General features: G+C 64.0%; 15 protein-coding genes and 1 tRNA gene. 3 read left to right on the forward strand and 13 right to left on the reverse strand.

The window, feature by feature from the left end; genetic code table 11:
* From AB2N08_RS16175 to AB2N08_RS16220, 10 genes are all read right to left on the reverse strand, one after another.
* Positions 1–951 carry a phosphate acetyltransferase gene (locus AB2N08_RS16175; RefSeq protein WP_367611758.1) on the reverse strand — a complete coding sequence of 317 codons (951 nt, stop codon included), beginning with the start codon at positions 949–951 and terminating at the stop codon, positions 1–3.
* The gene (locus tag AB2N08_RS16180) at positions 909–1,223 is read right to left on the reverse strand and encodes a hypothetical protein (RefSeq protein WP_367611760.1); all 315 of its coding nucleotides are present in this window, start codon (positions 1,221–1,223) and stop codon (positions 909–911) included. Before AB2N08_RS16180 ends, AB2N08_RS16175 begins: the two co-directional genes overlap by 43 nt.
* A 1,027-nt stretch (positions 1,224–2,250) precedes the next feature.
* Positions 2,251–2,340 (reverse strand) — tRNA-Ser (locus tag AB2N08_RS16185).
* A gap of 112 nt (positions 2,341–2,452) precedes the next feature.
* Positions 2,453–3,748, reverse strand: a complete 1,296-nt coding sequence (gene serS, locus AB2N08_RS16190) for a serine--tRNA ligase (RefSeq protein ID WP_367611762.1) — start codon at positions 3,746–3,748, stop codon at positions 2,453–2,455.
* Between the two features lie 119 nt (positions 3,749–3,867).
* Positions 3,868–4,059 carry a hypothetical protein gene (locus AB2N08_RS16195; protein ID WP_367611764.1) on the reverse strand — a complete coding sequence of 64 codons (192 nt, stop codon included), beginning with the start codon at positions 4,057–4,059 and terminating at the stop codon, positions 3,868–3,870.
* Positions 4,060–4,266: 207 nt separating this feature from the next.
* On the reverse strand, positions 4,267–4,932 hold the full coding sequence (locus AB2N08_RS16200) for a hypothetical protein (protein ID WP_367611766.1): 666 nt from the start codon (positions 4,930–4,932) through the stop codon (positions 4,267–4,269).
* A 29-nt stretch (positions 4,933–4,961) separates the two neighbouring features.
* Entirely contained in the window at positions 4,962–7,100 is a 2,139-nt protein-coding gene (locus tag AB2N08_RS16205; RefSeq protein ID WP_367611768.1) for a hypothetical protein, read from the reverse strand.
* Entirely contained in the window at positions 7,100–8,794 is a 1,695-nt protein-coding gene (locus AB2N08_RS16210; protein WP_367611770.1) for a hypothetical protein, read from the reverse strand. Before AB2N08_RS16210 ends, AB2N08_RS16205 begins: the two co-directional genes overlap by 1 nt.
* A gap of 24 nt (positions 8,795–8,818) precedes the next feature.
* Positions 8,819–9,373, reverse strand: a complete 555-nt coding sequence (locus tag AB2N08_RS16215; RefSeq protein ID WP_367611772.1) for a hypothetical protein — start codon at positions 9,371–9,373, stop codon at positions 8,819–8,821.
* An 85-nt stretch (positions 9,374–9,458) separates the two neighbouring features.
* Complete coding sequence (locus AB2N08_RS16220; RefSeq protein WP_367611774.1) at positions 9,459–10,007, reverse strand: hypothetical protein; 549 nt, start codon at positions 10,005–10,007, stop codon at positions 9,459–9,461.
* A gap of 175 nt (positions 10,008–10,182) precedes the next feature.
* On the opposite strand from AB2N08_RS16220, the gene AB2N08_RS16225 reads away from it, so the two are divergent.
* Entirely contained in the window at positions 10,183–10,548 is a 366-nt protein-coding gene (locus AB2N08_RS16225) for a winged helix-turn-helix domain-containing protein (protein WP_367611776.1), read from the forward strand.
* Positions 10,549–10,703: 155 nt separating this feature from the next.
* On the opposite strand, the gene AB2N08_RS16230 is transcribed toward AB2N08_RS16225, so the two are convergent.
* The 3 genes from AB2N08_RS16230 to AB2N08_RS16240 all read right to left on the reverse strand — a co-directional run bounded on the left by AB2N08_RS16230 (position 10,704) and on the right by AB2N08_RS16240 (position 15,239).
* Complete coding sequence (locus AB2N08_RS16230; RefSeq protein WP_367611778.1) at positions 10,704–12,005, reverse strand: replication-associated recombination protein A; 1,302 nt, start codon at positions 12,003–12,005, stop codon at positions 10,704–10,706.
* Positions 12,006–12,023: 18 nt separating this feature from the next.
* The gene (lolA, locus tag AB2N08_RS16235) at positions 12,024–12,659 is read right to left on the reverse strand and encodes an outer membrane lipoprotein chaperone LolA (protein WP_367611780.1); all 636 of its coding nucleotides are present in this window, start codon (positions 12,657–12,659) and stop codon (positions 12,024–12,026) included.
* Between the two features lie 114 nt (positions 12,660–12,773).
* Complete coding sequence (locus AB2N08_RS16240) at positions 12,774–15,239, reverse strand: DNA translocase FtsK (protein ID WP_367611782.1); 2,466 nt, start codon at positions 15,237–15,239, stop codon at positions 12,774–12,776.
* A 219-nt stretch (positions 15,240–15,458) separates the two neighbouring features.
* Here AB2N08_RS16240 and trxB point away from each other — a divergent pair, with 219 nt between their 5' ends.
* Both trxB and AB2N08_RS16250 read left to right on the forward strand, forming a co-directional pair.
* The gene (gene trxB, locus AB2N08_RS16245) at positions 15,459–16,427 is read left to right on the forward strand and encodes a thioredoxin-disulfide reductase (RefSeq protein ID WP_367611784.1); all 969 of its coding nucleotides are present in this window, start codon (positions 15,459–15,461) and stop codon (positions 16,425–16,427) included.
* Between the two features lie 22 nt (positions 16,428–16,449).
* Positions 16,450–17,118 (forward strand): Smr/MutS family protein, encoded by a 669-nt coding sequence (locus AB2N08_RS16250; protein WP_367611786.1) that lies wholly within the window; start codon positions 16,450–16,452, stop codon positions 17,116–17,118.
* Positions 17,119–17,209: the final 91 nt, after the last annotated feature.

Here is a 17,209-nt window from a genome sequence, read left to right on the forward strand (position 1 = left end):
TCAGCGTCCTGCGAGGCTGGCGCTGGCCAGCTGGTGCCGCGCCAGCAGCACGGCCACGGCGCACGAGGCCAGGCGCGCGGCGACCGAGTCGGCGCGGCTGGTCAGGATCAGCGGCACGCGCGCGCCCAGTACGATGCCGGCCGCCGCCGCCCCGGCCATGAAGGTCAGGCTCTTGGCCAGCATATTGCCGGCCTCCAGATCGGGCGCGACGAGCACATTGGCGCGCCCGGCCACCGGCGAGTCGAGGCCCTTGATGGCGGCGGCCTGCGGGTCGATCGCATTGTCCATCGCCAGCGGGCCATCGAGGATCGCGCCCGTGATCTGGCCGCGATCGGCCATCTTGCACAGCGCCGCCGCATCGATCGTCGACGGCATCTTGTCGCTCACCGTTTCCACCGCCGCCAGGATCGCCACGCGCACGCCCTCGAAGCGCAGCACGTGCGCCAGGTCGATCGCGTTCTGCACGATGTCCTTCTTGTCGGCCAGCGTGGGGATGATGTTGATGGCGGCGTCGGTGATGATCAGGGGTTCGTCTCGTCCCGGCACGTCCATCACGAAGCAGTGACTCAGGCGCCGCGCAGTGCGCAGGCCGGTCGTGGCGGCGACGACGGCGCCCATCAGTTCATCGGTATGCAGGCTGCCCTTCATCAGCGCGGCGGCCTGCCCTTCGCGCACCAGCTCCACCGCGCGCGCGGCCGAGGCGTGGCTGTGCGCCGTGTCGATCAGGCGCAGCGCGCCGATGTCCAGGCCGGCCGCATCGGCGGCTGCGTGGATGCGCGCCGTCGGCCCCACCAGCAGCGGCGTGATCAGGCCGATGCGCGCCGCGTCGAGCGCCGCTTCCAGCGCATAGCGGTCGCAGGGATGCGCTACCGCCACCGTTACCGGGCCATTGGCGCGGCCGGCTTCGATCAGGCGGTCGTAATACGGATGCGCTGCGGTGTCGGCTGCCATGGCGGCTCCTCGATTGGGAATATCGGTTGCGTCGCGCGCCGGGCGGCGTGCTTAACGCGCGGTACTGCAGGCAGCCCTGTCGATGCCGCACGGGGCGCCGGCGCAGCAGTTCTCGACAAGAAAGCCATGGTGGCGAATTCGGCGATATAGATCACGAAGCGGCTTTCCTGGCGCGCCATGACCAGGCCAGCCTGGCTTAAGAGCCGGAAGATGCCCAGTCGGGTTTCCTGGGCCAGGGCGGACACCGCCGCCAGTCCGTGTTTGGCATCCATGTTCGAAGCGAGCGAAAAGCCGATTGTAACCGCACTTTTCGCGCGGCCGGCCTCCCCTTGGTTGGCGATTGAACTATCCGCCCGGGCGGATTACACTGCAACGCCTCGATATCTACTGAAATCTTGAGATATCCACGATCCGCTCACTGACCCACCCGAGACCACCATGCGGAATGACAAAAGCCACCTTGCGGTGTAATGCCGTTCAGTTAGCCAAAAAGCCGTCATCCCCGCGAAAGCGGGGATCCAAGTCAGTTGCACGGCCACGGCGATATGCGTTCGTGGTATATGTGAAAAACTTGGATCCCCGCCTGCGCGCACTGCTGTCCGGAATAATTTTGAGTGCTTGAATGAGGCCGCCTCATAGGGAAAACCACGTCGTTCCCGCGCTCGCCGGGCGCCTTGGCGGGAACCTAAGTTTCGCCGGCTAGCGGCCTAAAAACCGCCCTTCAAAGAACGTACGGGCCACGCAAGAGAATGAACATTCTGTGACTTCACTTGGATTCCCGCCTACGCGGGAATGACGTGCATAGTTTGCGTATGAATATTCCTGACAGCAGTGCGCCTGCGCGGGAATGACGTGCATAGTTTGCGTATGAATATTCCGGATAGCAGTGCGCCTGTGCGGGATGACGGTCTTTAGGTTAGCGAAGAATTAGCTGCGCTTAACTGAACGGCATTACACCTTGCGGTGGCTTGTTCCATGCTACTTGGCGCAGAAGGTGGGATTCGCCTGCATGCTGCAGGCCGCGCCATCGCGAGTACGCAATGGCCTTCGCATCCCACACGCAGGGCGCGCAGGCGCCCTGCTCCTCTGGGACGTTCCGGAATGAAAAAAGCCACCTTGCGGTGGCTGTTTCCATGCTACTTGGCGCAGAAGGTGGGATTCGCCTACATGCTGCAGGCCGCGCCATCGCGAGTACGCGATGGCCTTCGCATCCCACACGCAGGGCGCGCAGGCGCCCTGCTCCTCTGGGACGTTCCGGAATGAAAAAAGCCACCTTGCGGTGGCTGTTTCCATGCTACTTGGCGGAGAGGGTGGGATTCGAACCCACGGTACGCTCGCGCGTACGCCTGATTTCGAGTCAGGTACATTCGACCACTCTGCCACCTCTCCTGATTCGGTCGATTCTTGCTATGAGCTGCAAGAGACCGCCATTATAGCGGATTGAATGAGAAATGGAAGGGAGAAAATGCGCCATGGCTGATTTCTCCTCGAACCACCCGCATCAAGCCGCTGGCGCCAGACGCTCCAGCCCACCCATGTACGGACGCAGCACCTCGGGCACGATCACGCTGCCGTCGGCCTGCTGGTAATTTTCCAGCACGGCGACCAGCGTGCGGCCCACGGCCAGGCCCGAGCCGTTGAGCGTGTGCGCCAGCTCCGGCTTGCCCTGTGCGTTGCGGAAGCGGGCCTGCATGCGGCGCGCCTGGAAGGCTTCGCAGTTCGACAGCGACGAGATCTCGCGGTAGGTGTTCTGCGCCGGCAGCCAGACTTCGATGTCGAAGGTCTTGGCGGCCGAGAAGCCCATGTCGCCCGTGCACAGCAGCATGACGCGGTACGGCAGGCCGAGCGAGGTCAGGATGAACTCGGCGTGGCCGACCATCTCATCGAGCGTCGCGTACGACTGCTCGGGATGCACCACCTGGACCAATTCGACCTTGTCGAACTGGTGTTGGCGGATCATGCCGCGCGTGTCACGGCCATAGCTGCCGGCTTCGGAGCGGAAGCATGGCGTGTGCGCCGTCATCTTGAGCGGCAGCGCATCCAGTGGCAGGATTTCGTCGCGCACGACGTTCGTCAGCGACACTTCCGACGTCGGGATCAGGTAGAAGGTTTCACCCTCGCCTTCGACGCCGCCTTTCTTCACCGAGAACAGGTCGGCTTCGAATTTCGGCAGCTGGCCGGTGCCGCGCAGCGAATCGGCGTTGACCATGTACGGGGTGTAGCACTCGGTGTAGCCGTGCTGTCCGGTGTGCGTGTCGAGCATATACTGCGCCAGCGCGCGGTGCAGGCGCGCCATGCCGCCCTTCATCATCGAAAAGCGCGAACCGGTGATCTTGGTGGCGGTCTCGAAGTCCAGGCCCAGGCGCTCGCCGATGTCGACGTGGTCACGTACTTCGAAGTCGAAGGTGGGCACCGTGCCGACCTTGCGCACTTCGATGTTGCCGCTTTCATCCAGGCCTTGCGGGGCGCTTTCGTGCGGCAGGTTCGGCACGGCCGCCATGAAATGCGCCATGCTTTCCTGGACCTTCGCCAGCGCCACTTCGTTGGCCTTGAGCTCGTCGGCCAGGCCCGCCACGTCGGCCATCACGGCTGTCGTGTCTTCGCCTTTGCCCTTGAGCATGCCGATCTGCTTGGACAGCGAATTGCGCTTGCCCTGCAGTTCTTCGGTGCGGGTCTGGATCGCCTTGCGTTCGGCCTCCAGCGCATTGAAGGCGGGCACATCGAGCTGGTACTTGCGCGTCGCCAGGCGGGCAGCAGCGGTGTCGATGTCTTTGCGGAGAAGTTGGATGTCAATCATGTCGGGTTGGACCAGGCTGTGTGTATCGAAACCACAATTGTACCAAGCCGACCAGTATTCTTTGCGAGATTCGGCAGTCGTTCTGCCGGGCCCTCGCCTGCCCGCCGCTCAGCGGCGATTTACAGGGTGGCGGTCAAGCGCGGGGCGCTCACGACGACGGTCTGGATGCTGGCCATGTCGAGCGCAGGCGCAGTCGATACAGTCGATGCGGCGATGGTGATTGGACGGTCGTTGGCGGTGGCGTAGCTGCCGACCAGGCCCAGTGCGGCGATGGCGAGGAACAGGACTTCGGCGTTTTTACGGATGTTCATGATGACTCCTTCAGGGGTGGTTTCAAGGTTCGGAAGTGCTGCGGTATGGTGGTACTGTAGCCACCGCCCCCTTGCATCGCCATCGACTTGCGACAAAGCGCACGATATGCGGCGCAGAATGCGCCGCCGTGCGACCGGCCGCAATGTCGCCCTGCCCGGCGCGGCGCGCCAGGCAGGGCATTACTTGATAGATGCCCCTGGCAAGGCTTAGAAGGCCAGATCGACCGGCTTGGAACTTGCCGTTACCTTCGGCACGTCGATCTTGGCGCCCTGCGCCAGTTTCGCCACGCCAGCGATGATGCCGCCCGAATCGCTGACCACTTTACCCAGCAGCGGCAAGGAGTCCTTGACCGGCATGATCTTCGGCAGGTTCATCGGATTGGCGCCGGCCTGGCTCACCAGCGCCTGGCCGGTCTTGCTCAACTCGACCGCTTGCAGGCCGCCGATACCGAAGTTGAGCAATGCATTACCGATCTGCTTGCGGCCGTCGGCGTCGAGCGAGGCCATGCGCGTCTTCATCTCACCCGAGTCGTACAGGCGCTTGGTGACGGCCGACTGCGACTCATACAGGTCCTTCGTGCGCACGTTCTTCTCGCCGGTATTGGTCAGCTTGTTGATGGCATCCAGTTCGGCCTTGACGACGGCGCTGTCTTCCTTGCTCAGGAAGGCAGAATTGATCGCCATCAGCGACTGGCTGGTCAGCGCGCCCAGTGTCGCGCTCTGGCTGACGAAGGTGCCAACGCTGGCGCCGATATCGCCGCCGCCGCTCTTCGCGCCGCCCAGCATGCCGCCAAGGCCACCCAACTGGGCCTGGGCTGCGCCTGTGCCCATCAGGCATGCGGCGATGACGACAGCTTGTGCAATCTTGTTCATTTTTTGGTATCCCTGTGTTGAAACGTTGATCAGTTCTCGATTTTCTTGAGCAGGTCGGGTTGCATTGACAGCCCGTTGCCCAGTCCTTTGTATCCGTAGAATGCCGCCCTGCCCTGCGGCGGCACGCCACTGAATTCGGTGCGCAGGCCGGAGGCCGCAGTGTGTTTCAGCTCGCCGCCAGCCTTGAAACGCGCTTGCAGGCCCAGCATCACCGTGGCGCCACATGCCGCGCCGGCGCACTGCGCCACTTCTTCGCGCATGACATACCCCGGCTGCACGCACAGGCCGATCGCCGGCGCCTGCAGGCGCAGGTCGAACAGACCGGCGCCCAGCAGCTTGTTGGCGGCGTCATAGAAGGCCGGATCGCCCACATGGCCGGCATACTTGCGCGACCGGTACACCGCGTGGCGCACCAGCGGCCCGGCAAATGCCGCCTCGGCCACGTTGTTCTGGCCCACGTACAGCGGCTCCTGGCAATCGGTCACGCGCGTCTCGCCCCCCAGTTGCTGGCCATAAAGACGCACGATGTCGCCGCGCTGCGGGCGCGGCAATGCCGGATTGACGGCCGAGTACGACAAGCCGACAAGGGCGCCATCGCCGACGGCATTTGCGCTGCCCGGATTGACATCCAGATCCAGCAGCGCCGGCTTGTTGCCGGCCTTCGCCGAGAGCGGATGAAGCACGCCGAAGCTGGGCAGTTCGGTCGGCACGCCGTCCATGCCCTCGACCCACAGCCGTTCTGCGTCGACTTTGGCCACGCGCAGTTCGCGCGCGGCAAAGCGCACGTTGGCAATGAAGTTGTCCGCCAGCTTGCCGGTAGCATTCTTGAGCGCGACTTCGCGCGCTTCAGGCAGGCCCAGGCCGTTGCCGCCGACGCGCTCGATCCGGTGGTCGTCGTCACCCAGTTCCGAGAACACCACCTTGCCGAAGCGGTCGACGACTTGCGCACTCACGAGCGTATGAAAGCGTTCCTCGGTCACGGCGCCGCGCGCGCCGCTCAGGACGACCGACGGCGTGCTCACCGGCGTGAAGCGCAGGAAGAAGTCGGGCGGATCGATCCGCTCACCGGAAGCCTGCGTCATGCTCGGCAGCTTGTTCCAGTCGACGCAATTGGCGGCGCGGGTAATGCGCTGTTTGGTCTGGTCGAAATGCACGTCCACCGGACTGAGCTGGAAAGATGCCTTGAAGCCGATCGCGCGCCCGAACATGTCGGCCGCCGCCGTGCCGGCAGGATCGTCGTCGGCAACCACCGGCAGCAGGCGCGGCTTGCGGCTGTCGTCGCCCGTGCTCTCGAACGTGAATTGCAGGCTGTCGCCCACGCTGGCCGTGCCCATGGCGCTGCGCAGTACGGCGTAGCCGCTGTCGGCGTAGAGCACGTCGAAGATGCTGGCCTGGCCATCGGCGCGGCGCGCCTCGACCTGCTCGCCCTTGACGAAGCCGGCCTCGACGCCACGATCGGCGACCAGGAACTTGCCGTCGCGGTCCACCAGCTTGACCGTCGTCGACTTGGGATCGAAGGCCGCGCGGGCCCCGGCGACCAGCGTACCGATCTGCTCGCCGATGCTCTTGAGGACTTCAGTGCGGATGGTCGCATCCACCGCCCCCGACGCGTACTCGGCGCGGCTGAAGCGAAACGGCGTGTACACCGTCTCGCTCATCGTGTAGACCACCTTGGCCAGGCTCGGACGCACGAACTGCAGGCTGAGCGTCACCGGCACCAGCACCTCGACGTTGTCGCCGCGCTCGACCTTGTAGAGCGACGCGCGCGTGATACCGAGCACCACGGCATAGGTATCGGCCACCTTGAACGATGGCGCCGCGCGGCACTGCAGGCTGCCGTCATTGACGAAGCGGTGACCCTGGCCGATGTTGTTGTCGGCGACCTGCCGCGCATGGATCAGCGAGGCCGGATAGGCCGCATGCAACTGATTGACGAACTGCGTGACCAACGCGGCCTGCGCTTCCTGCCCGGCCTTGTCGCCGAACAGGCGCGCCATCACGCCGGGATCGAGCATGCGGCGTGCGTTTTGCCCCTCGGCCGACATGCCCTCGATTTCCTGCACCGGAAACAGGTAGAACGACGCAGCCACGGCTGCGCCTGGCACGGCTGCTGCGAGACCGGCCGCCAGGCCCGCAGCCAGGCCCATCATGCGCAGACTGCCTCGCATCAGATACTCGCCGGGCACTTGCCCTCGATACACATCACGAGGCGGTCGCCACGGCGTTCGAAGCGGGCGTCCTTGTAGGCAGCGTCGCCTGATTCCTTGAACGCGTCGATCATGTCTTCGACACGTTCGCTGAAGTTACCTTTGGCCACGACGTTCCAGGTACGCAGCTCGTCGGTCGCATTGTCGCCGTCGCCGACTTCGACCACGCCCTCGAGCGCCTTCATGCGGCTCGAGAAGTCCCGGCGCACCTTGCCCGGCACGCGCAGCGCGCTGTAGATCGACACGAAATACGGCGTGCCCTGTACCGCACCCTGCTGCAGGACGCGCTGGGCCCTGGTGCCGATCGTGTCGGCCAGCGCGCGCGCCATCGACTCGGACAGGTTGCCACGGCAGTTCTGGTCGCTGCTGCCGACGGCGCGCTTGACGATCGTGCCGGCCACGAAGCCGGCGCCGGTGTCGACGTTCGACGAAGTCAGCTGCAACTGGCCCGAGCATTCGGTCTGGCCGCTCGGACTCGTTCCTTCGGTTTGCATCCGGGCGCGCCCGTAGACGACGAACTTGGCCCGATAGCTGCCTGCCGCTGCTTTCGCCAGATACGAATCGAACTTCTGCAGGCGCTCGATGTCGCTGACAGTCAGCCGCTGGCCGCCCTCGACGCGGAAATCGCGCTCGTCGGTATAGGCCAGGCCAAAGTCACCCGCAACCTGCTGCAGTTTCTGGGTGATCAGGGCGCTGCTGGCGTCGACCGGCCGACCATTGTCGATGCCGGCGAACTCCTGGCGCACCTTCAGGTTGACCACGTCATTCTGGCGCCGGACATCGGTATTCTGGGCCGAGTAGCTCGCGGCGCTGGCCGATTTGCTGGCGCTGGCGTTCGAGTAACTGGCACTCATGGCCGCCTGCGACGACGCGCTGCCGGCGACGGCCGATTTCTGGGCGCCGGCGAACTGGGTGTCGCGCGCGCCGGATGACGAGGCGCTGCGCGAGGCGGCGCCGGCATTGCCGTAGCCGTCGCGCACTGCGATCGCGCCGCTGGCAGAGCCGCTGTGGGCCTGGCGATCGCGCGCGGCAACCGACGACGCCGAGCTGGCGGCGAAGGCTGCCTTGTCCGACGATGCGGCGGCCATGCTGCCCTTGGCGGCGCTGGCGGCCGAGCTCGAGGCGCTGCGCGAGGAGGCGACCGAGGTGCTCTGATCCGACATCGCGCTCTTGTCGTGCGAATAATCGATTTCGGTGACCAGCGGCAGCGACGGGTCAAGGCGGGTGCCGACCCCATAGTATTCGTCGATCAGGAACAGCACCCTCGCGTTGGCGACGGCCGTGCCCGAACCGATGCCCAGCGAGCGCGCCAGATCCAGGAACTCGCTCGATTCCACCTGCAGCACGCTGCGCGCGGTGAGCATGTCGCCTTCGGCGCTGAACGAGGTGCGCAGTTTGTCGGCCAGCTGCTTGTGCAGGTCAGGCAGCGCATTGCGCACTTTGAGGTCGTTCATGTCGGCGCTGAGCTTGATCTTGAGGACGCTGGCCACGGCATCCTTCTCGGCCTGCTCGCGCGCGATACGACGAGCGTTGATCAAGTCGCCATGCGCCTTGATACTCAGTTCCTTGGTGCCATTGGCCTGAAAGGTTTCGGCCGCGACCGGTGCGGCGATGCCCAGCGCAAGCAGCGCCGGCAGCAGAAGTTTCTTGATCATGAGAAATGTATTGGGAGAAAAAGATTAGTCGGGAAGCTGAACCGAGACATCGCCAGCGCTGGCCTTGATACCGTCGGCGCCGATGGACGCCGCTGCAGCATTGGATGGGGCCGGCGCGAGGGCCGGGGTGACGGCAGGCGCCAGGCTACCGGCCCGGCCATCGGGCGCTGGGCCGCCGCCGGCAGCCAGCGCGACCAGGCGCGCGTCGAGGCGCACGGGCTCGAGCATCGGCTCGGTCATCAGCCGCACGGTGTCCACCGCCCCGCCCTGCACCGCCATTCCGGCAAAGCGGATCGCTGCATCGGCCTTGCCTGCCTGGGCGCTCGCCTTGGCAGTCTCCCACGCGACGACGCCGCTCGGATCGGCCTGATTCGCCAGCCATGCGGCGCCATCGGCGCTGGCGCGGCTGAAGTCGCCCTTGGCGATCTGCTCACGCAGCGTCCCCGCGACTTCGGCCGCACTGGCGGGACGAATCGCTTCGGCCACACTCTGCCGCGCGCCATCGCAGCCAGCCAGCAACGTAGCCGTTACCGCCAGCGCCAGCACGCCGGCCGACAACAGGCTTGATCTTGTTCGCATGCTCGACCCAATCGCTATAAAAAGTAGAACGTTATAATAATGGGATCGTATGCTACACAAGTATTTTTTTTCTGTAAAGAAATTATTACCGGCGCGAAACGCCGGCTGGCCAGAGTATATTCAAGGCAGACCTGGCGCCGTACAACACGATCAGCGTGCCGGCCAGATCGCCGATGGCCATGACCAGAAAGCCATGCCACAAATCCTCGTGGCCCATCAGCGCAAACCAGATGTGGTGCATGGCTGGGCTCATGATGGAAAACAGCAGCGCGAAGCAGAACAGCCGCTGGCCGCTCATGCCGCGCAGCGAAGCGCCGACACCCGACAGCAACAGCACGCGGTAGGCAAGATAGGGTGCCAGCGACGCCAGAATGCCGCCGATAAAGGAGCGCAGCGGGTCATTCGGGAAAAAGTAGAAGAAGCAGATGAGCCAGGACGCCAGCAGCAGGCCGACTGCACCCGCCTCGGCAAACAGCAGGACACTCAGCAGGCGCACGCCGGCGGGCAGGTAGACCGGGTTGATGCCGGGTGCGAATTCGAGGCGGGTGAACAGCATTTCGTTGAGGAAGATGGCGGCCAGGAACAGGGTCGCCGTACCCGCCACCATGGCGAGTTTAAGCTTAAAATGTGGCATGAAACGAAAGGCTTTGTTTACAATGTCCAGACCACGGACGGACGCCGGATTATAAACAAGCCGATGTTATCTGATGCGCAACGAATTGTTGCACGTGGCACTTATGCAACAGACATTGTCCCGAATGGAAAATGGTACATAGGATGGGACATGGGACATGGGACATGGGAGTTTAATGAGTCAAGAAAATCCGCCAACGCGGCCGGCCGACATTTACCTGCGCTTTCTGAATCTGGTCGACGCGCTGCGCACATTGCCCACGCTGGGCCCACTCGACGCGCGCGAAGAGCGCGTCCTGGCTGTCGTCGCGCGCGCGCTGCAGGCACACGAACGCCTGAGCGTGCGCGACCTGATGGCGCAAGAACAATTAGGCGCGCCCGCTACCATCCATGCGCGGGTCACTGCCATGCGCAAAAAGGGTTGGCTGATACTGTCCGACACCGAAGATACGCGGCGCAAGCAGGTCGACCTCACGCCGGCGGCGCTGGCTTATTTCGATGAATTGTCGGGCTTGCTGGTGAAGGCGGCCGAGGGCCGCTAGTGTCCTGAATTGGAAGTTCGTTGAATAATAAATGTGGCGAAGTCGGCCTGAAACAAGGAGCAAAGCACAGCAAGGCCGGGGCCTTGCGCGCATTTGCGACGCAGTATCAGGGCGACGCTCGCCGTATTTATTCAACGAATCTCTGATTCAGGACACTAGCGGCGTGCTTCGTCGTCAAGGCCGCGCAGCCACGCCATCTTTTCGGCGATCTTGGCTTCGATCCCGCGCGGCACCGGCTGGTACCAGCCGGGTTCGGGCATGTCGTACGGCAGATAGGTTTCACCGGCCGCATACGCATGCGGTTCGTCGTGCGCATAGCGATAATCGTGGCCGTAGCCCAGTTCTTTCATGAGCTTGGTCGGCGCATTGCGCAAATGCACGGGCACTTCGCGCGACTTGTCCTTGCGCACGAACGCCATGGCCGCATTGAAGGCGTTGTAGCCGGCATTGCTCTTGGCGGCAATCGCCAGATAAATCACCGCCTGCCCCAGCGCCAGTTCGCCTTCCGGCGAGCCGAGCCGTTCATACGTCGCGGCGGCGTCGTTGGCGAGCTGGATGGCACGCGGGTCGGCGATGCCGATGTCTTCCCAGGCCATGCGCACGATGCGGCGCGACAGGTACTTGGCGTCGGCGCCGCCGTCGAGCATGCGGCACAACCAGTACAGCGCGGCGTCGGGATGCGAGCCGCGCACCGACTTGTGCAGCGCCGAGATCTGGTCATAGAAATTGTCGCCGCCCTTGTCGAAACGGCGCACGTTCAGCGTCAGTGCGTTCTCGACGAAGTCGGCCGTGATATGCGTGATGCCGGCCGTGTCGCTCGACGTCTTCGTTTGCTCGAGCAGGTTCAAAAAGCGGCGCGCGTCGCCGTCGGCATAGCCGATCAGCGTATCGATGGCGACCTCGTCGAATTCGAGGTGAGACAGCACCGACTCCTTGGCGCGCGCGAGCAGTTGGCGCAACTCGTCATCGGTGAGCGCCTTGAGCGTGTATACCTGCGAGCGCGACAGCAGTGCCGAGTTGACCTCGAAGGACGGGTTTTCGGTGGTCGCGCCGATCAGTGTCACCAGCCCGCTTTCGACAAACGGCAGCAAGGCATCCTGCTGCGATTTATTGAAACGGTGGATCTCGTCGATGAACAGGATCGTGTGCTTGCCGCGCGCCAGATACTGCTCGGCCTGCTCGATCGACGCACGGATATCCTTTACGCCCGACAGCACGGCCGACAGGGCGATGAACTCGCAGTCGAAGGCATACGCGGTCAGGCGCGCCAGCGTGGTCTTGCCCACGCCGGGCGGACCCCACAGGATCATCGAGTGCGGCTTGCCCGACTTGAAGACCAGGTTGAGCGGCTTGCCGGGCCCGAGCAGGTGGCTCTGCCCCACGACCTCGGCGATGGTGCGCGGGCGCAGCGCCTCGGCCAGCGGCGCCGCTGGCGCAGTCTTGAACAGGTCATCCACGGCAAGCTCCCGTACGGCTTACTGGTTGACGACGTCGGCGCCCTTGGGCGTCTCGAACTTGAACTGCTGCGCGCCCAGGGCCGGGTTGCGCTGGAAGTTCGTGAAGGTCAGGCGCGAAGTCTGGCCGAACGTGTCCTTGAGTTCCATCGCCAGCGGCACGCCGCCCTTCAGGCCGATGCTGATCTGCTCGAACGACGTGTCCTTGGCTTTCGGCGTGGCGTTGAGCCATTCCATGCCATCGCGTTCGCCTGCTTCGCTCAGCGTGAAGTTCTCTTCGAGCTTGTTGCTGCCGAACAGGATCGCGGCCGGGGACGAACCCAGCGCGTTGCCGAGCTTGCGCACGGTGACCTGGTTCAGGTCCTTGTCATAGATGTAGAGCTGGTCGCCATCGGCTTGCAGCACTTGTTCGTATGGCTTCTGGTAGGTCCAGATGAACTTGCCCGGGCGGGCGAAGACGAAGCTGCCGCTCGATGCGGGGGACGCCTTGCCGCTCTTGGATTTGCCCAGTTGTTGCTGGGTGAATTCGCCCTTGGCCGACTTGGTGCTGGCCACGAAGGATTTGAACTGGTCGAGGGCGGCGGCGCTGGCCACGTTCGAGAACATGATCGCGCTCGTGGCAAACAGAGCGGCGATGGTGAGTTTGGTTGATTGCATGTGAAGATCCTGTTCTTGTTTTTGGGGTCTGCAATGGCAGGTTGAACTGGCTGTTAGCCCACGCACGTCGTTCCCGCGTCCGCGGGAACGACGTTTCAAGGCTAACGTTCCTGCTTATTCGGCGCTCGTCGCCGGCACCAGGATATCGCGGTTGCCGTTCGACTGCATTGGCGAGACGACGCCGCTGTTTTCCATCTGTTCCAGCAGCCGTGCGGCGCGGTTGTAGCCGATGCGCAGGTGGCGCTGCACCAGCGAGATCGACGCGCGGCGGTTCTTGAGCACCACTTGCACCGCCTGGTCGTACAGCGCGTCGGCCTCGCCGCCACCCTCGCCTGCTGCGGCCCCGTCGGCAGCGCCGCCTTCTTCCAGCGTGCCGCCTTCGAGGATGCCTTCAATATAGTTCGGCTCACCGAGCGATTGCAGATGTTTTACAACTCGATGCACTTCGTCGTCCGATACGAACGCGCCGTGCACGCGCACTGGCAGGCCGGTACCGGGCGGCATGTACAGCATATCGCCCATGCCCAGCAGCGCCTCGGCGCCCATCTGGTCGAGAATCGTGCGCGAGTCGATCTTGGACGACACCTGGAACGCGATCCGGGTCGGGATGTTCGCCTTGATCAGGCCCGTGATGACGTCGACCGACGGCCGCTGCGTCGCCAGAATCAGGTGGATGCCGGCCGCGCGCGCCTTTTGCGCGATACGGGCGATCAGCTCTTCGACCTTTTTACCGACGACCATCATCAGGTCGGCCAGTTCGTCGATGATGATGACGATGGTCGGCAGCTTCTCGAGCGGCTCGGGATTATCGGGCATGATCGAGAACGGATTCGGGATGTGCTCTTCGCGCTTGGCGGCGTCCAGGATCTTGTTGTTGTAGCCGGCCAGGTTACGCACACCAAGCTTGCTCATGAGCTTGTAGCGGCGCTCCATCTCGTTCACGGCCCAATTCAGCGCGTGGCCGGCCTGGCGCATGTCGGTCACGACCGGCGCGAGCAGGTGCGGAATGCCTTCGTAGACCGACATTTCCAGCATCTTCGGGTCGATCAGGATCAGGCGCACATCGGCCGGATCGGACTTGTAGAGCAGCGACAGGATGGTGGCGTTGATGCCGACCGATTTACCCGAGCCCGTGGTGCCGGCGACCAGCAAGTGCGGCATCTTGGCCAGGTCGGCCACCACCGGCTTGCCGGCGATGTCCTTGCCCAGCGCCACGGTCAGGCTCGAGGCGCTGTCGCCATACACCTTGGAGCCGACGATCTCGCTCAAACGCACGATCTGGCGTTTCGGGTTCGGCAATTCGAGCGCCATGTAATTCTTGCCGGGGATGGTTTCCACGACGCGGATCGAGGTCAGCGACAGCGAACGCGCCAGGTCGCGCGCCAGGTTGACGATCTGGCTGCCCTTCACGCCGGTGGCCGGTTCGATCTCGTAGCGCGTGACGACCGGGCCCGGGTACGCGGCCACGACCTTGGCGTCGACGCCGAAGTCGGACAATTTCTTTTCAATGAGGCGACTGGTGAATTCCAGCGTCTCGACGCTGACCGTCTCGGTCACGGGCGGGGCTTCATCAAGCAGCGCCAGCGGCGGCAGGTCGGTGTCGCCGCGGTGATCGGCAAACAGCGGCGTCTGGCGCTCTTTCTCGGCGCGCTCGGACTTGGGCACGCTGACCATTTGCGGCTCGATCTTGATCGTCGAGGCCGCCGCCTGCCCGGTCGGCAAGACGGCTGGCGCCAGCGATGCGGTCGATTTGACGACGGGCGCCGGCGCCATGTCCAGCGACGGCTCGGCTTTCACGACCGGGATCGGCTCGTTCGAATGCTTCTCGGTAAATTTCGCGCGGCCATGATCCACGGCTTCGTCGCGCTTGACGGCCGCGACTTCGCCCTGCTTGCGATCTTCGATGTCTTCCATGCGCAGGCGGAACCAGTCGAACGCGTCATCGAACACGCCGCCGATGCGTTCGGCCACGGCCAGCCACGACACCTGGAAGAACAGCGAAAAGCCCAGCCCGAACAGCAGCAACAGCAGCAACGTGGCGCCGGTGGCGCCAAACGTGACCTGGCTCGCGTGCCCGATCAGTTGTCCCAGCACGCCACCGGGCGCGCGCGGCAGTTCGACATCCCACGACCACATGCGCAGGTATTCCAGGCCGACGCTGCCGGCGAACATCAGCGCAAAGCCGATCCAGCGCACATAGATTTCGCCATGGTGCACTGGTTCTGCCGCAGCGGTGCCCAGCTTGTCGGTGAGGCGCTGCCAGCCGCGCCAGACCTGGCGCAGGAAGATGACGCTCCACCACCAGGCCGAAAAGCCGAAGATGAACAGCAGCAGGTCGGACAGCCAGGCGCCAGCGCGACCACCCAGGTTGTCGATGCGCGGCACCGAATTGGCGTGCGACCAGCCGGGATCGCCCTTGCTGTAGCTGAGCAGAATAAGAACAAAATACAATAGAGCGACGGCGCCGGCAATCCAGCGCGCTTCGGAAAGCAGGCGCGACAGGCGGCCTGGCAGCGGCGCGCGGGCCGTTTGCTTGGTGCGGGTATATCCGGAGGTGGCGGCTGGACTATTCTTGCTCATTGCAGGCACAACTAGGTAACTACGTGGTAAGTACGGATCGGCGATCCGGACATTCTAAGCGATATATGGTCGCGCTGCCCCCACGATTCATGCCGGTGCGCCGCATCGTCTATAATCTGCCCTCTTTCGCACACCCTGATCGGCCTGTGTGTGGACCTTGATTCTTCTCAAGCCGCCCCCAATTGCCGTGTGTCTATTAACAATCATTGAAGCGCCGCCATGACTACAACTAAACACGCCAAAGTCCTCATCCTCGGTTCCGGTCCTGCCGGCTACAGCGCCGCCGTGTACGCCGCGCGCGCCAACCTCAAGCCGATGCTGGTGACGGGCGTGGAGCAAGGCGGCCAGCTGATGACCACCACCGATGTCGAGAACTGGCCGGGCGACCCGCTGGGCGTGCAAGGTCCAGAGCTGATGCAGCGCCTGCTGCAGCACGCCGAGCGCTTCAATACCGAGATCGTGTTCGACCAGATCCACACGACGTACCTGAACGAGAAACCGATCCGCCTGGTGGGCGACAGCTTCACCTTCACTTGCGACGCCCTGATCATCGCCACCGGCGCCTCGGCCCAGTACCTGGGACTGCCGTCGGAGCAGGCGTTCATGGGCAAGGGCGTGTCGGCCTGCGCCACCTGCGACGGCTTCTTCTATCGCAACCAGGAAGTCGCTGTCATCGGCGGTGGCAATACCGCCGTCGAAGAAGCGCTGTACCTGGCCGGCATCGCCTCGAAGGTCACGCTGATCCACCGCCGCGACAAGTTCCGCGCCGAGCCGATCCTGGTCGACCGCCTGATGCACAAGGTTTCCGAAGGCAAGATTGTGCTGGAATACAACCAGACGCTCGACGAAGTCCTGGGCGACAACAGCGGCGTGACCGGCCTGCGCCTGAAATCGACCCAGACGGGCGAATTCAAGGACCTGACCGTGCACGGCCTGTTCGTGGCGATCGGCCACAAGCCGAACACCGGCATCTTCGACGGCCAGCTCGACATGCATAGCGGCGGCTACCTGGTGACCAAGTCGGGCCTGGAAGGCATGGCCACCGCCACCAGCGTGCCGGGCGTGTTCGCCGCCGGCGACGTGCAGGATCACATCTATCGCCAGGCGATCACCAGCTCGGGCACCGGTTGCATGGCCGCGCTCGACGCGCAGCGCTACCTCGAAGCGCTGGAAGACGATCCAAAGTAAATTCGCAAGAGGACCGTATTCGATGGCAGGCATGAAAGACTTCGCCGAGCTGAAAGGCTTGCGCGACCAGCTCAAGGAAGACGAGCGCGTGCGCGCCATCGAACAGGCCGAGCGTGAAAAACGCGAACGCCTGGCGCGCGAACGGGCGGTGGAATTTCGCAGCTCGATGCAGGGCGTGCGCAAGCTGCCCGAATCCGACCGCTACGTGCACCGCCCGGTGTACGTCGCCCCGAACCGGCCCATCCAGAAGGGTCCGGTGCTGTCGGCCGAGGAAGAAACCGAAGCCGTCCTGCGCGAGTCGCTGTCCGATCAGTTCGACGTCGAAGGCATGCTGGACGAAGACCCGGCCCTGAGCTACACGCGCGACGGCGTCGGATCCGACGTCGTACGCAAATTGCGCAAACGCCACTGGCCGATCCAGGACGAACTCGACCTGCACGGCCTGAACCGTGACGCCGCGCGCGACGCCCTCACCGATTTCTTGCACCGCGCCAACCGGCGCGGTGTGCGCTGCGTGCGCATCATCCATGGCGTCGGCTATGGTTCGCCGGGCGGCGAGCCGGTGCTGCGCGGGATCGTGCACAGCTGGCTGGTGCAGAAAAACGAAGTCATCGCGTTCTGCGCGGCCGGCCGTTCCGATGGTGGCCATGGGGCGCTCATTGCGTTGCTGCGTGCGGCACTGCTCGAGTAATCGTCGTTTTGTGTGGGCGATGCGACATGGCGATATAACAATTGCAATGTTCGTCCTTACGGTGCCCGCACCATTTGTCGGTTGATTGTAG

Source organism: Massilia aurea (assembly GCF_040790145.1).
Lineage (GTDB): Bacteria > Pseudomonadota > Gammaproteobacteria > Burkholderiales > Burkholderiaceae_D > Telluria > Telluria aurea_C.

Excerpts from the sequence above, each read along its gene's own strand:
- AB2N08_RS16215 (WP_367611772.1), bottom strand. The coding sequence starts at position 9,373 with ATGCGAACAAGATCAAGCCTGTTGTCGGCCGGCGTGCTGGCGCTGGCG.
- AB2N08_RS16180 (WP_367611760.1), bottom strand. The coding sequence starts at position 1,223 with ATGGATGCCAAACACGGACTGGCGGCGGTGTCCGCCCTGGCCCAGGAA.
- AB2N08_RS16205 (WP_367611768.1), bottom strand. The coding sequence starts at position 7,100 with ATGCGAGGCAGTCTGCGCATGATGGGCCTGGCTGCGGGCCTGGCGGCC.
- AB2N08_RS16220 (WP_367611774.1), bottom strand. The coding sequence starts at position 10,007 with ATGCCACATTTTAAGCTTAAACTCGCCATGGTGGCGGGTACGGCGACC.
- AB2N08_RS16200 (WP_367611766.1), bottom strand. The coding sequence starts at position 4,932 with ATGAACAAGATTGCACAAGCTGTCGTCATCGCCGCATGCCTGATGGGC.
- lolA (WP_367611780.1), bottom strand. The coding sequence starts at position 12,659 with ATGCAATCAACCAAACTCACCATCGCCGCTCTGTTTGCCACGAGCGCG.
- AB2N08_RS16225 (WP_367611776.1), top strand. The coding sequence starts at position 10,183 with ATGAGTCAAGAAAATCCGCCAACGCGGCCGGCCGACATTTACCTGCGC.
- AB2N08_RS16175 (WP_367611758.1), bottom strand. The coding sequence starts at position 951 with ATGGCAGCCGACACCGCAGCGCATCCGTATTACGACCGCCTGATCGAA.
- serS (WP_367611762.1), bottom strand. The coding sequence starts at position 3,748 with ATGATTGACATCCAACTTCTCCGCAAAGACATCGACACCGCTGCTGCC.
- trxB (WP_367611784.1), top strand. The coding sequence starts at position 15,459 with ATGACTACAACTAAACACGCCAAAGTCCTCATCCTCGGTTCCGGTCCT.
- AB2N08_RS16210 (WP_367611770.1), bottom strand. The coding sequence starts at position 8,794 with ATGATCAAGAAACTTCTGCTGCCGGCGCTGCTTGCGCTGGGCATCGCC.
- AB2N08_RS16240 (WP_367611782.1), bottom strand. The coding sequence starts at position 15,239 with ATGAGCAAGAATAGTCCAGCCGCCACCTCCGGATATACCCGCACCAAG.
- AB2N08_RS16195 (WP_367611764.1), bottom strand. The coding sequence starts at position 4,059 with ATGAACATCCGTAAAAACGCCGAAGTCCTGTTCCTCGCCATCGCCGCA.
- AB2N08_RS16250 (WP_367611786.1), top strand. The coding sequence starts at position 16,450 with ATGGCAGGCATGAAAGACTTCGCCGAGCTGAAAGGCTTGCGCGACCAG.